This window comes from Paenibacillus sp. Negev47 (genome assembly GCF_058313655.1).
Map to the genome: position 1 here is coordinate 927,005 of NZ_CM177754.1, position 13,311 is coordinate 940,315.

Here is a 13,311-nt window from a genome sequence, read left to right on the forward strand (position 1 = left end):
AAGTCAGCAGGATCTAAAATGAATTGCTTCTATTTGTCTAGAGCCTGTTCTCAAAAGCGAGTTGGATCGAATGATGCAAAATGCTGATATATACAGTATCTATTATGAATTATACCGTTCCAATTTTGCATAAGCCCTTCCAGTTAGTTTGCCGGAAGGCCGTGAAAATTTTTAATTATAGATTAGCGGTTCAGTTTTGAAAATGGGTTGGCTTTGAACGCTGAGAATGTAGTGTAGGGGACGAAATCGATTCTGAAGAAGTGTAGCGTTCGCCTTTATCCCCGGATTTTCTCCTATATAGGAGATTCAAAAAATCTGGGGATAACAGCGATCAAAAGAACGATTCGTGACCGGAACGGTTACTTCGCCAAACGTTAAGCACTTATTTTTAATTTTGAGCGCACATGAAATTTAAACATTGTTCATAACAGGAGGATTTTGAAATGAAACTTGGACTTATTGGATTAGGAAAAATGGGACTGAACCTGGGTAGAAACCTGATTGATCACAAACATGAAGTGGTTGCTTTTGACCTGAACGCTGAAGCGGTTAATGAAATGAAAGAATACGGCGCTGAAGGCGTATCTTCTTACGCAGAGATGGTCGCTGCGCTCGAATCCCCGCGTGTACTGTGGATCATGGTTCCTCACAACGTCGTTGACGCTGTACTGGCTGAAGTGAGCCCATTGTTGTCCAAAGGTGACATCATTATTGAAGCGGGTAACTCCCACTACAAAGAATCCATCCGTCGTTACGAAGAGATGAAACCTAAAGGCATTCACTACATGGATGCAGGTACATCTGGCGGTATGGAAGGCGCACGTAATGGAGCATGTTATATGATCGGTGGAGACCCGGAAGCTTGGGCAATTGTCGAACCGGCTTTCAAAGATACTTCCGTGGAAAACGGCTACCTGTATGCAGGTAAAGCGGGCAGCGGTCACTTCCTCAAGATGGTTCACAATGGTATCGAGTACGGTATGATGGCATCCATTGGTGAAGGTTTTGACGTATTGGAGAAAAGTGGATTTGACTTCGACTTCGAGCAAGTTGCGCGTGTATGGAACAATGGTTCCGTTATCCGCTCTTGGTTGATGGAGCTGACGGAACGTGCCTTCTCCAAAGATGCGAACCTTGATGAAATTAAAGGCGTAATGCATTCTTCCGGTGAAGGACGTTGGACGGTAGAAACGGCATTTGATCTTCAAACAGCTACACCGGTTATCGCTTTGTCCTTGCTGATGCGTTACCGTTCCCTGGAGACAGACACATTCACAGGTAAAGTGGTAGCAGCACTGCGTAATGAATTTGGCGGTCACGCTGTAGAGAAAAATTAATTTTATATATAACTGTTAACATATGATGAACAACGGGTAATGACTTATATCGTGTTTACAAATTCATCAAGTGGAGGGAACATATCATGAAATTTTTCTTGGATACAGGTAATGTGGAAGAAATCAAACGGATCGAGCGTCTGGGTCTGGTGGATGGAGTCACGACCAACCCGTCTTTGATTGCCAAAGAAGGTCGTGTATTTAAAGAAGTCATTCAGGAGATCTGTGGCATCGTTAAAGGCCCAGTCAGTGCTGAAGTTATCGGTCTCAAAGCCGAGGATATGTTGAAGGAAGCTTATGAAATTGCAGAATGGGCACCGAATGTAGTCATTAAATTACCGATGACCGAAGATGGGCTATATGCTTGTCATGAATTGTCGCAAAAAGGGATCAAAACCAATGTAACGCTGATCTTCTCCGCAGCACAGGGCCTGATGGCGGCGAAAGCCGGTGCGACATACATCAGTCCATTCGTTGGTCGTCTGGATGATATTGCAGTGGACGGTATGAAATTGATTCGTGATCTGCGTCTGATTCTGGACATGTATGATCTGCCTTCCGAGATTATCGCAGCAAGCATACGCAATATCAAACATGTCGAAGATGCAGCCCTTTCCGGTGCGCATATTGCCACCATTCCGGGTTCGCTTCTGCCAACACTTTGGAAACACCCATTGACGGACAGCGGTATTGAACGTTTCCTGAAAGACTGGGAATCTGTTCCGAAATAAAGTGGTAGACAACGCCAGATTCTTTGGGTGTCTAAACATAAAGCCTTTCGCATTGTGGAGTAATCTGCAAGCGGAAGGTTTTTTTATCTTTGTTTTCGTATGCTCCAATTAGTCAGGGGTGACTGCTTGTCTCTTTAATGTTGTTATTACTTTCTGTCCAGTGTCCACGTACTGTCCTTCTTTTTCGGGACAATGGTGCATAAGGTTAACATATAGCCTATAGCTCATCCCGCAGGGGAGGGACACTTCGATGATGAGAAGAAGATGGCGAAGCCGGAGACGTCGTAAGCCACCAAGCGGTAAACGCAAAATGTGGTTAATCATTTTATTGGTGACAGCGTTTTGTTTGATGCAGGGTTTTGCCTATGTGGATAAGAAAATGAAACCCCCGATCATGCATTTGGCCAAGATCAGAGTGAAGCAGATTGCAACCGAAGCGATCAACAAGGCGATTACAGCACAGGTGGCAGATGGCAAAACCAATGAAGGGCTGATTGACTGGAAGACGGATACCGCCGGGAAAGTGTCCGGTTTCATGCTCAACTACAATGAGCATATGCGAATCACCGCAAGTACGATGAATATCGTGCAATCCACGCTTCAGAATGTACACATGTTAAAAGAAAAGATACCACTGGGGCAGGCGCTGGGCAGTCCGGTGTTGGCCTCATTTGGTCCGAGTATACCGGTTCGTATCGAGCCTCAGGGTGCTGTCAAAGTGGACCTGAACACCCGTCAGCAGAATGCAGGTATTAACATGATCTTAGTGGAAGTGTACATCCACATTATTGCTGAGGTTGCAGTAGTGGTTCCCTTCGATATGGAGCCTGAAACGGTCGATACGGAAATTCCGATCTCTTATCTTCTGGTTGTCGGCGATGTGCCAATGTATTATTACGATAATCAGGGCAAGCCGGTAGGGAGTAACGGTAGTCAGGCCCCAGCTATTGCATTGCCATCGGGGCATACGGGGGTATCAAGCGGTGGTGATGGAGTCACTACGAATCCCCCTAGCCAGAACCAGCAACAGGCGCCATCAGACAATGTACATGGGAACGAGCTTAAATTTGAGCCGGATCTGCCAGATATCAATGGGGGATTGCAACCTAATAAGGATACGCAGCCATGATACACACAAATTTGAATTGCAAAGCAAAGAAAGGGGCCTCTAATAAAGAGGTCCCTTTTTCGAATGCTATCGTACGCTGAGCACAGAGAATCGACTTAATCCCGCCAATTTACAGGTTTGGGTCAAGACATGAGGTGTACTCCAAATTGCTTCCACGTACGGAGCATATCCTCGTCTCACTTGTTTTTCGTGTTCTTCTGTTTGCGTTCTTCCTGTTCCCAATGTCTCAGCTGTGGATAAGGATCGAACGACCATTCGTGCAGTCCGCTGTCCCGGTAGATCCCATAGTGCAGATGAGGAGGGAATTTACCCTGTGTCCCAGGTTTACCGTAACCCGAACTGCCAACCCATCCTACAACCTGACCGGGGATAACCACTTCACCGATGCGTGCACTCTTGTCAAAACCCGAGAGGTGAGCGTAGTAATGATAATGGTTGTTTAAGTCGCGAATACCGATGCGCCAGCCGCCAAACGGGTTCCAGCCTTTGATTTCCACGATCCCGTAACAGGTGCTGCGCACAGGTAGTCCATGCGGAGCGAAGATGTCTGTTCCCTCATGAATGCGATAGCCGCCCCAGCTTCGTTTCGTACCCCAGGTGCTGCGGTAGGAGTAGTTGGTTCCGAGCGGCACGGGAAAGGCATGTCCAAATAGATCCAAGTTGTCAAAATGCTCATATAACTTCGCGAATTGTTGTATCCGTTGTACAGCACGGGAGTTGTGATAATATTCCCACAAGGCAATGTTGAAGTCCTCTTGTTTGTGCCCGTAACCCTGAATAACAGAAGCTATGCTGTACAGCACATCCTGATCATTGTTGGCATCTGCCAGGCCATCCCCAGAACCGTCACGTCCATATCCGTTGAAAAAGAGAATGGAGTTCGGGTGTTGATCCGTCTCATCTGGATTTAGCCATCCTCTCCATGCCGGAGGGGTCATGAAAATACCTGTAAGTCGCTCAGGATGCTTGCGATCTTTCGGGTGTGCACGGGTAATCGTTCGTTCATACTGATCAATTGCGGCCAGCCTGTACCAGGGAATCTGAGTCATCTGACCGATGCTCTCATATAAATGGCGACGTGCAGCGAAAATTTCTGCGGGCTTTAGCTCAGCTGCCTGTGGTTTGGGAGCGGCCCCGGCGGGTTCACTGTAAACGTCAACAGGCAAGAATGGGAGAAGCAGAGTACCTGCAAGTAATGTTTTGATCCAAAAGCGGTATGTGTGCCTGAAGGTCAAGCGTTGTTGCACTGGGAAGCAGCCCCTTTCCATTAGAATGATACAAGGTACCCGATGAACCAAGCTAAAGGTTAGCGTTCTTCAAAAGTTCTCATTTTATCCATGTGAGCTGTCGTTATGAATCGATTGAAACAAATTGTCCAGATCAGGCTTGAATGCACAAGATGTGACAAATGGGAGTTTTTCCAGCGCTTTCATGGTATAATATGTTCCGAGCAACAGCCTAACTTCAGTAGAAAGAAGGTTTATGCATTGGCAAAACGTGTTAAAGAACCGAAACCGGATTGGATTCGGATCAAATTGACAACCGGCGATAACTATCAGGAAATGAAAACGATGATGCGTTCCAAAACGCTGCATACGGTATGTGAGGAAGCACGGTGTCCGAATATTTATGAATGCTGGGCCAATCGAACGGCCACTTTTATGATTTTGGGCGACATTTGCACAAGGGCATGCCGTTTTTGCGCGGTGAATACAGGCTTGCCAACGGAGCTTGATTTGCAGGAACCAGAACGTGTGGCGGAAGCAGCAGAGCAGATGAATCTGCAACACTGCGTAATTACAAGTGTAGCCCGTGATGATTTGAAGGACGGGGGAGCTACGATTTTTGCAGAGACGGTAAAGGCCGTGCGGCGGCGCTTGCCATTGTGCAGCGTTGAAGTACTTATTCCAGACTTTCTGGGCGATCGGGAATCTTTGCAGATTGTAATGGATGCCAAACCAGACATTCTGAATCACAATATTGAGACAGTTGAGCGGTTGTCTGACAAAGTGCGTGCCAAGGCGAAGTATAAACGTTCACTAGAATTGCTTGCTCGTGCCAAAGAAATGCAACCTAACATCCCAACGAAATCAAGCATTATGCTTGGTGTAGGTGAGGAATATAATGAAATTTTATTAACGATGGATGATCTTCGTGCGGTGAACTGCGATATTATAACGATTGGTCAATATTTGCAACCATCGGAGAAACATCTGTATGTTGAAAAGTATTATCCGCCAGAGGAGTTCGCTGCATTGAAACAGGAAGGATTGAAACGTGGATTCAGCCATGTCGAATCCGGCCCGATGGTTCGCAGCTCCTACCATGCGCATGAACAGGTGAAATCGGCTACCAAACATGCTGAACAGGCGGCAACACACGCGTGATGGAGGATACCGGATTGGAAGAAGAGAAAATCACAGAACAGATTCAGGAACAACTTCAGGAACAGATCCAAGAGCCGGTTCAGGAGTCAGGTGTTGAATCGGTTGAAGAAAAGCCCAAAGAACCGGTCATTGTACAGATCGGTGGCAAAAATTATGAAATCGTCCAGAACCATAAAGAGGGCTGGAATCCAGAAGTCTTCCGTGATCGTTACAGTGAAGTGCTGGAGCGTTATGATTATATTATCGGGGACTGGGGTTATAGCCAGTTACGGTTAAAAGGTTTTTACCGTGATAACCATCCCAAAGCTACGAAGGATTCCATGATCGCCAGTATGGTGGATTATATCAATGAATATTGTAACTTTGGCTGTGCGTACTTTGTGCTTCAGAAGAGCAAAGATCAACCCCAAGCCAAAGCAAAAAGCGGTTCCTGAGAAGGACCGCTTTTTTGGTGTGTATGTTAGTCCAGAAATGCCGTGCGGACCCGATTCCAGAATGGATAAGGACGGAAACGCGCGAAACTGACCTTGTGATTGGATACCTGACAGCGCACAGATATGAGATCCTCCACCATCACGTTCACATGATCAATCGTCATCAATAACCGCTGATCCTTGCGGGAGAAAATATCACAATGATGATGCTTGGGCAAAATAACCGGTGAACCGAGTGTCCGATAAACTCGGTTATTAATCGAAGCAATCTCCGCAATCTGAATGGCCTCAATGGTTGGATGCACCATGGCACCGCCAAGGGCTTTGTTGTATGCCGTACTGCCTGATGGCGTGGATACACAGATTCCATCCCCACGGAACATCTCAAAAGTCACATCGTTAATATCGACCTGGGCCACGACGGTACCGTCCACACCTTTTAACGTAAATTCATTAAGTGCAATGTAAGAGGAATTCCCCGACTTTTTACGAATCTCAAGCTCCAGGAGTGGATATTGTACAATACGTGGTTTGAGACGCTCCGGATCTCCTTTGCCACTCATCAATCTAACTAATTCACGTAATTCTTCCTTCTTCCAATCGGCGTAAAAGCCGAGATGGCCTGTATGAACCCCAACAAAAGCAATATCCGGAATGCGGTCGATGAAATTGTGAAATGCCTGCAACATCGTACCATCGCCCCCGATGGAGATGACGATCTCCGGCGATTCTGCATCCAGCTTGAACCCTTCTTCCTTCGCCAGCGCATGAAACTGCTGACTGAGATCAATCGATAACTGGTCTCCGCGGTCTTGAACATAGTATCTCAAGATGAAAGCTCCTTTGTGGTCATTATACTACCGATGATAATCAATTCCGCGGAAGAACACAACGTTTGGATGCATATTCAGTTAAATAGTGATGAATGGTAGGCTTATTTTTTGGCTTGTCGTCTAGGTTTGAGAATCGAACTTAAAATCGCTAAGAATAGCAACAACACGATGAGGCTTACAAAAACAATCATTCCGGACAAAAAGATCAGTCCCCAGTCCGGAGTATACGTCGATACTGATGGGATGAAACCGGAATCCATGAGAACAGGGGAAGAAGAACGCCCCATCATGGGTGTCCATAACAGCAGAACGAGCACAGGTGCGATTAGCGCATGAATCGCTCTGGCAAATAGAAAAGGACCGTATCTCATTGGTGTGTTACTGAGGACACTCATAATCTGCGCATGGACGGATAGTCCGCCCCAGGAGAGAACAAAGGCAGCTGCCGCTACTTTATATACGAGTGGAATAGAGGTGCTGGCACCTCCGGCTTCCTTGGCCCCCAGTGTTACTTCAAATAACCCCCCGACCAGGCTAGGAGATAAGGAAGGAGGTAAGCCGGTATGTCGCAGTAATTGCTCTGTTACCTCGTATAATCCGCCAAGCCAACCAGTCTGTACAAGCAACTCCATTATGACCGAGAAGAATACAACCAGCCCTCCTACGATAATAATAAGGCGAAGGGATGAGGAGACTGCCTGGCGCAACAGTTCACCAAATGCCCGTCCGTCAGCTTTTCTTGCTTCATGCATCGCATAGATGGCGCGGATCAGTCTGTTTTGATGCATCTCCTCCGATGAAGCTTTAGAAGAGATGTCTGGGTGTGAGCCTTTTGCTGTACCCCCGTGGAAACGCATGAGCACACCCACCAGAAAAGCAGCAGCATAATGGCTTGCAACCAATACTGGAGCGATGGCGACATTGTGAAAGAACCCAACCGATACAGCTCCGATCATGAAGATCGGATCGGATGATGTGGTGAAGGCAACGAGCCGTTCTCCTTCTTCCCGAGTAACCAATTTTTGTTCCCATAACTGGGCGGTCAGTTTAGCCCCTGTAGGATAACCAGATGCACAACTCACGGCAAATACAAAACCACCGCTTCCGGGAACACGGAACAATGGACGCATTAGTGGATTCAGCAACGTACCGAGAAAATGAACAATCCCGAATCCAAGCAGCAGCTCGGACAGCACTAAAAAAGGAAAAAGGGAGGGAAACAATACGTCCCACCAGATGGACAGTCCGCGTACACCTGCATGCCAGGTTTCCGCTGGGAACAAGACCATTAACACACAAAGGATCAGGAGAGCGAGTGTGATCAGGACATGGGTGAGTCGTTGTGGAGCAGCCATGAATTCTTCTCCTTTATTTTGGAATGGTCGGTGTGCAGCAGTCAGTGGCTCTTTTGCCATCAATATATGAAAAAAAGCGGACAAACAGTACAAAATTATATATAGAAAGCGCTTGCAAAAGTGGCTGTGTTTTTAAGTGATGTGTGCTAAAATGGGAAAAACGCCTGAACGTCACCTAATTGTCTCCAAGGTGGAATTCAATTCGGATGGAGTGATGATCATGAGTCTTGTCACCGGGATCCTGGTCTGTGCTTTTGTATATGTGATACGTGCCTCGCTGGTACGCTCTGAGGAAGAGGATTGGCGGAGTTATTAATGGATATCTAGTGCGCCAACCCATGCGGTTGGCGCTTTTTTTGTTTAATGTGCTGAAGAAGGGCCTATATACAGATAGCTGGTCATGCATTCTGATGATTTCATGTTATATAGGACTTTTTGGTTTTTTTTGATAGAATGGAGATAAAGGCTTTTGTAGCCTGAATATTGTTACTGTTTTCACAATGTTCACGGAACGTGTAATATATGGCAAAATTCGACATCAGAAAGGGGAATCAGACGAATGAATCCCAGTTTGAGTATTTATGACAATCTTGGCGGCGAGAAAGGTGTTCGCGCACTGGTCGAGGCTTTCTATCCGATCGTTCAGCAGAATGAGCAACTGGCTCCACTTTTTCCGGAAGATATTCAGCCGGTCATGGACAAACAGTATATGTTTTTGTCTCAGTTTTTCGGAGGACCAGGGCTGTTTTCCGAGGCTTTTGGACACCCGATGATGCGTGCCCGTCATATGCATTTTGAAGTGACGGTTGAGCGGGCTGAGGCTTGGCTTGCGTGTATGAATCAAGCGTTAACACAGATTGGTGTGGAGGAGCCCTTGCATTCGTTTATCCTGCAGCGTTTATCCGGGCCTGCACATCATTTTGTGAATACGCCATAGTTCCGAATACGAATATAAGCGTACGGGAGAGGAATGGGGAACCGAGTGGAATTAGAGCCGCTGTATAAGGTGAAAGTGACGTGTCATTATTGTGAAACCGAGTATGACACCTCACGGGTAAGACCGAGCTTGAAAAGGCCTTACCGGACAGATTCTGATTTTTGTGCATATTACAAGCTGGAGAATCCGGATTTTTATGTGGTTCGCATCTGTCCGCAATGCGGGTTTGCCTCCACGGAGAACGCAACGGAGCACTTGAATGATGCGCAACGCAAGGCTTTTAAGGAACAGATCGGTAATCGCTGGGTAAAACGTGATTATAGCGGAGCACGGACACTGGAACAGGCGCTGGCTACGTACAAGCTTGCTTTGCTGTGTGCACAGGTTATCCAGGAGAAGGACCGTGTCGTCGCTGGTCTGCTTCATCATATTGCCTGGCTGTATCGTTATATGGAGGATCATGCTCAGGAACATCGTTTTCTTGAATTTAGCCTTGAGGCTTATGTCAAGGTGTTCGAACGTGAAGGAACGGGTGGCAATGAAGCCAAACTGTTATATTTGCTCGGGGAGTTGAACCGCAGGGTAGGACGGTTTAATGAAGCGGTGCAATGGTTCGGCAAGGTCATTCATGACAAGCGGATCACAGATGTGGCCATGATTCGTGCTTCAAGGGAACAGTGGGCCGTGCTGCGCGAACAGATGATTTCAGGTAAGCTGGAACTCCCTGAAGAGATGCTGGAAGCAGAGAAAGAGGCTACGAAACGTAGCCCCTTCTAGGGTTAATCTTGGATTAGTTACGGACAGGACGACTGGATAACAAATAGTCACTGTCGTTGTCGATTACGGTCATGCTGGCACTACAGCAGGGGAAGACCAGTAATTTCTTTTTGCCTTCGCGAATGAGCACAAGCTCTTTCGGTTTAAGGGGGAGCAGCACATTGCTTGCATGACAGTAAGGGCATTGCTGTACATAGATATCTCCCATGACAATATCGTAAGGCCAGCTGTTCTCAAACGGAATCATTCCTGTTCGCCTTCTGTTGCGGCAGGTTTGGATGCTTCTTGTTTGGCGAGTTCCGCAATCTTCTGCATCAGGATATGTTGGGGCATGTGCATCAGGTGCTCCAAAGGTACGCCCAAGGATTCTGCTAATTTGACGGCTGTATCAGCCGATACTTGTAAAGGTTTCATACGTTTACCTCCTGAAGGTTGCTATAAGTATTTCTCTAGTATAGAGATACAGCATACAGAAAACCAGTTTTTAATTCAATCCTAACGATCCAATTTATAGAGAGAGGTGCCTGATTAAATGAAAACGCCATTACACCCCGTATGGGATCTGGAGTCCATTTTTAGTGGAGGTTCTTCCTCCGAATCATTCGCTGCATATCTGATCGAACTGGAAGAGGATGTACGTAAACTGCAACATTTGTTGAACGAAACACCTGCACCGACTTCATTAGAAGAGACGGCTGCATTTGATCCCATTTTGGAACTGCTGCAAAGCTGCTATGTCCGCATATCGGAAGGTTCTGCGTTTGTATCTTGCCTCTCATCACAAAACCAGAAGGACAAGAAAGCAACGCAGCTTCAGGGGGCAATCAGTTCCCTTAGTGCGATGTTGAACGGGAGTAAGTCGAAGTTCGATAATACACTTAGTCAGACATCGGATTCGGTGTGGGACGCGTGGAATGCTCGGGAAGATATTCAGCCTCTGGCATTTGCATTGAACGAGAGTCGCACGTTGGCTCGTGAGAAGCTGTCGCCGGAACTGGAAGGTCTTGCTCTGGATCTGGGTGTTGATGGTTACCATGGTTGGGGCAAATTCTATAACACGATTGTCAGCAAGGTAAACATTCCATTTGAGCAAGATGGGGAAACGGTGATGCTGTCCGCAGGACAGGCTGCCAACAAGCTGAGCGATAGTGATCGGAATGTACGCGAGACGGTATTCGCAAACTGGGAGCAGGCTTGGACCGATGTCGAAGATTTCTGCGCAGATACACTGAACCACCTCGCAGGATTCCGTCTGAAGTTATATGAGAAACGTGGCTGGGATGATATCCTCAAAGAACCTCTGGCCATCAACCGGATGTCACGTCAGACACTGGATACGATGTGGGATGTGATTAACGGGGCTAAACCTGCCCTTGTTCAGTATCTGGAGCGCAAGGCGGAACTGCTGGGGGTAGACAAGCTCAGCTGGAGCGATGTAGACGCACCTGTAGGCCAATCGAGTGGCAAAATCACTTATGATGAGGCAGCGATTAATATTGTTGAACAGTTTGCCAAGTTCAGTCCTAAACTTTCCTCGTTTGCAGAGATGGCTTTTGAGAAACGCTGGATTGAAGCAGAAGATCGTCCTGGCAAGCGCCCAGGAGGGTTCTGTACGTCTCTGCCACTTAGCAAAGCAACCCGAATTTTCATGACCTTCTCCGGGACGCCATCCAATGTGTCGACTCTTGCGCATGAACTTGGTCATGGATATCATCAACACATTATGGAAGAGTTACCTGCACTGAATCAGCGCTATGCGATGAATGTGGCTGAGACGGCTTCCACGTTCGCCGAACTGATTGTAGCAGATGCCCTGGTACAGGCGGCAACAGATGAGCAAGAGAAGCTGGCGTTGCTGGAAGACAAGATACAGCGTAGTGTGGCGTTCTTTATGAATATCCATGCCCGGTTCCTGTTTGAGAATCGTTTCTATGAGCAACGCAAAAAAGGCTTGGTGAATGCGGATGAGTTATCCAAATTAATGGTGGAGGCACAACAGGAAGCGTTCTGCGGTGCGCTTGCATCAGAGCATCCTCATTTCTGGGCATCCAAACTGCATTTCTATCTGACTGGTGTGCCATTCTATAATTTCCCGTACACGTTCGGCTATATGTTCAGTGCGGGAATCTATGCAAGAGCCCAGCAGGAAGGTACAGCATTCGCAGATAAATATGATGATTTATTACGTGATACAGGGCGTATGACGGTCGAAGAACTTGCTCAGAAACATCTGGGTACCGATCTGACGCAACCGGATTTCTGGCAAAATGCTGCGGACTTGGTTATTGCCGATATTGAGCAGTTTCTACAGATGACAGCAAACGATAAATAGGTTGAATATATATGAAATGGCTGCAATCCCGTGTTAACAGACACAGGATTGCAGCTTTTTTTGTTCGAGATCCCGATTTTCAGTTCTCGAATATTTTGTCGCAAATAAGTGAAAAAACTCGGTTTAAGGAAGTGGAATGGCAATTAATTGTGCAAATTATAGTTATAATTACCCAAATTTATCATTCTTTGTTGAATGAGCATATATGTTGTCATATAATGAGTCGTAAGTCCTTGTCGAGTAGGACTATAAGCTTATAGGAGGAGTGTTATTATGAAAATTGAACAGCTTTCATTAGCAAGACAGTTAGATTTGGTATTTAAAGAGCTTGATCATGAATTATCAGGTTTAGATTCAGGAGTAGTTTTTGTGCAAATACGAAACAACGTAATTGGGAAATTTGGAATTCGACATAATCCGATAACCGGACGCGATGGACAGATGGAAATCGAGGATGGAGGATTAAACGATACCCAAAGAACTTCTTTCCGAGCGATGGCTCTGGAAACGTTGAAATTCAAGCGTAATTGGACACATGGAGAAATAGCGTATGACTTCACGGTAAGACAAGGTATGATTTTGGTAGATGCAACGATGGAATCTAATTACAATATGGCCAGCCTTATGATTCGTTACCCTAGAACCAATACATACAACAAGGATTCAGGTATGGAGTCGACCTCATAATTCATTGCGCAAGAGAAAGCGGCACTTCCGAAGAAGGCCGCTTTTGCATTTTTACGCTACTTAAGCAAAAATTACGAGCTTACGAACGACCCGATAATTGCTGCTCAGCGATTTGCACCAGACGTTTAGTGATGTATCCACCCAGAGAACCTGTCTCACGGGAAGTATAGTTACCGTAGTAACCATCTTGTGGAATCGTCACACCCAGCTCTTGTGCAGCTTCCATTTTCAATTGTTGCAATGCTGCATTTGCTTGGGGAACGACCAGGTTGTTGGAGCGGCTACCGCTACCTTGGTTTTGACCTCCGTACATATGTGTCACCTCCTTATGGCTTGGTGATGTTAGTATGGTTAGAGAATACGGAAATATAC

Annotated in this window: 15 protein-coding genes; 9 read left to right on the plus strand and 6 right to left on the minus strand. The window is 46.5% G+C overall.

Annotated elements, in window-relative coordinates:
• Positions 1-443 precede the first annotated feature (443 nt).
• From gnd to yunB, 3 genes are all read left to right on the plus strand, one after another.
• A complete protein-coding gene (gene gnd / locus AC4G47_RS04320) occupies positions 444-1,337 on the plus strand; it encodes a phosphogluconate dehydrogenase (NAD(+)-dependent, decarboxylating) (RefSeq protein ID WP_491104910.1) in 894 nt (297 codons plus the stop codon).
• A gap of 86 nt (positions 1,338-1,423) precedes the next feature.
• Positions 1,424-2,068, plus strand: a complete 645-nt coding sequence (gene fsa / locus AC4G47_RS04325) for a fructose-6-phosphate aldolase (protein WP_145325055.1) — start codon at positions 1,424-1,426, stop codon at positions 2,066-2,068.
• A 250-nt stretch (positions 2,069-2,318) separates the two neighbouring features.
• Positions 2,319-3,197 carry a sporulation protein YunB gene (gene yunB, locus AC4G47_RS04330; protein ID WP_491104911.1) on the plus strand — a complete coding sequence of 293 codons (879 nt, stop codon included), beginning with the start codon at positions 2,319-2,321 and terminating at the stop codon, positions 3,195-3,197.
• A gap of 176 nt (positions 3,198-3,373) precedes the next feature.
• Here yunB and AC4G47_RS04335 read toward each other — a convergent pair whose 3' ends face one another.
• Entirely contained in the window at positions 3,374-4,444 is a 1,071-nt protein-coding gene (locus AC4G47_RS04335) for a M23 family metallopeptidase (RefSeq protein ID WP_491104913.1), read from the minus strand.
• A 240-nt stretch (positions 4,445-4,684) separates the two neighbouring features.
• Here AC4G47_RS04335 and lipA point away from each other — a divergent pair, with 240 nt between their 5' ends.
• Entirely contained in the window at positions 4,685-5,584 is a 900-nt protein-coding gene (gene lipA, locus AC4G47_RS04340; protein ID WP_491104914.1) for a lipoyl synthase, read from the plus strand.
• Positions 5,584-6,018 carry a YutD family protein gene (locus AC4G47_RS04345; protein ID WP_491106640.1) on the plus strand — a complete coding sequence of 145 codons (435 nt, stop codon included), beginning with the start codon at positions 5,584-5,586 and terminating at the stop codon, positions 6,016-6,018. The genes lipA and AC4G47_RS04345 overlap by 1 nt, the downstream gene beginning before the upstream one ends.
• Positions 6,019-6,044: 26 nt before the next feature.
• Here the strand turns inward: AC4G47_RS04345 and AC4G47_RS04350 are convergent, their stop codons facing one another.
• Together AC4G47_RS04350 and ylbJ are read right to left on the minus strand one after the other, a co-directional pair.
• Positions 6,045-6,848 carry an NAD kinase gene (locus AC4G47_RS04350; protein WP_145325059.1) on the minus strand — a complete coding sequence of 268 codons (804 nt, stop codon included), beginning with the start codon at positions 6,846-6,848 and terminating at the stop codon, positions 6,045-6,047.
• Between the two features lie 104 nt (positions 6,849-6,952).
• On the minus strand, positions 6,953-8,206 hold the full coding sequence (ylbJ, locus tag AC4G47_RS04355; protein ID WP_491104916.1) for a sporulation integral membrane protein YlbJ: 1,254 nt from the start codon (positions 8,204-8,206) through the stop codon (positions 6,953-6,955).
• A gap of 559 nt (positions 8,207-8,765) precedes the next feature.
• On the opposite strand from ylbJ, the gene AC4G47_RS04360 reads away from it, so the two are divergent.
• Together AC4G47_RS04360 and AC4G47_RS04365 are read left to right on the plus strand one after the other, a co-directional pair.
• Positions 8,766-9,143, plus strand: coding sequence for a globin domain-containing protein (locus tag AC4G47_RS04360; RefSeq protein WP_458124042.1), 378 nt, complete (start codon positions 8,766-8,768; stop codon positions 9,141-9,143).
• A 45-nt stretch (positions 9,144-9,188) separates the two neighbouring features.
• Positions 9,189-9,920, plus strand: coding sequence for a DUF2225 domain-containing protein (locus AC4G47_RS04365; protein ID WP_491106641.1), 732 nt, complete (start codon positions 9,189-9,191; stop codon positions 9,918-9,920).
• Between the two features lie 13 nt (positions 9,921-9,933).
• Here the strand turns inward: AC4G47_RS04365 and AC4G47_RS04370 are convergent, their stop codons facing one another.
• The gene (locus AC4G47_RS04370) at positions 9,934-10,167 is read right to left on the minus strand and encodes a hypothetical protein (RefSeq protein ID WP_491104917.1); all 234 of its coding nucleotides are present in this window, start codon (positions 10,165-10,167) and stop codon (positions 9,934-9,936) included.
• Entirely contained in the window at positions 10,164-10,334 is a 171-nt protein-coding gene (locus AC4G47_RS04375; RefSeq protein ID WP_105409906.1) for a YycC family protein, read from the minus strand. The genes AC4G47_RS04370 and AC4G47_RS04375 overlap by 4 nt, the downstream gene beginning before the upstream one ends.
• Before the next feature lie 118 nt (positions 10,335-10,452).
• Between AC4G47_RS04375 and AC4G47_RS04380 the strand changes: the two genes are divergently transcribed.
• Positions 10,453-12,252, plus strand: coding sequence for a M3 family oligoendopeptidase (locus AC4G47_RS04380; RefSeq protein WP_491104919.1), 1,800 nt, complete (start codon positions 10,453-10,455; stop codon positions 12,250-12,252).
• 270 nt (positions 12,253-12,522) lie between these two features.
• Positions 12,523-12,939 carry an O-methyltransferase gene (locus AC4G47_RS04385; protein WP_145325063.1) on the plus strand — a complete coding sequence of 139 codons (417 nt, stop codon included), beginning with the start codon at positions 12,523-12,525 and terminating at the stop codon, positions 12,937-12,939.
• A 79-nt stretch (positions 12,940-13,018) separates the two neighbouring features.
• Here the strand turns inward: AC4G47_RS04385 and AC4G47_RS04390 are convergent, their stop codons facing one another.
• Positions 13,019-13,252 (minus strand): alpha/beta-type small acid-soluble spore protein, encoded by a 234-nt coding sequence (locus AC4G47_RS04390; protein ID WP_062324063.1) that lies wholly within the window; start codon positions 13,250-13,252, stop codon positions 13,019-13,021.
• Positions 13,253-13,311 lie beyond the last annotated feature (59 nt).

Coding starts and splice junctions, on each gene's coding strand:
- AC4G47_RS04360 (WP_458124042.1), top strand. CDS start 8,766: ATGAATCCCAGTTTGAGTATTTATGACAATCTTGGCGGCGAGAAAGGT.
- AC4G47_RS04375 (WP_105409906.1), bottom strand. CDS start 10,334: ATGAAACCTTTACAAGTATCGGCTGATACAGCCGTCAAATTAGCAGAA.
- ylbJ (WP_491104916.1), bottom strand. CDS start 8,206: ATGGCTGCTCCACAACGACTCACCCATGTCCTGATCACACTCGCTCTC.
- gnd (WP_491104910.1), top strand. CDS start 444: ATGAAACTTGGACTTATTGGATTAGGAAAAATGGGACTGAACCTGGGT.
- yunB (WP_491104911.1), top strand. CDS start 2,319: ATGATGAGAAGAAGATGGCGAAGCCGGAGACGTCGTAAGCCACCAAGC.
- fsa (WP_145325055.1), top strand. CDS start 1,424: ATGAAATTTTTCTTGGATACAGGTAATGTGGAAGAAATCAAACGGATC.
- AC4G47_RS04345 (WP_491106640.1), top strand. CDS start 5,584: ATGGAGGATACCGGATTGGAAGAAGAGAAAATCACAGAACAGATTCAG.
- AC4G47_RS04390 (WP_062324063.1), bottom strand. CDS start 13,252: ATGTACGGAGGTCAAAACCAAGGTAGCGGTAGCCGCTCCAACAACCTG.
- AC4G47_RS04380 (WP_491104919.1), top strand. CDS start 10,453: ATGAAAACGCCATTACACCCCGTATGGGATCTGGAGTCCATTTTTAGT.
- AC4G47_RS04370 (WP_491104917.1), bottom strand. CDS start 10,167: ATGATTCCGTTTGAGAACAGCTGGCCTTACGATATTGTCATGGGAGAT.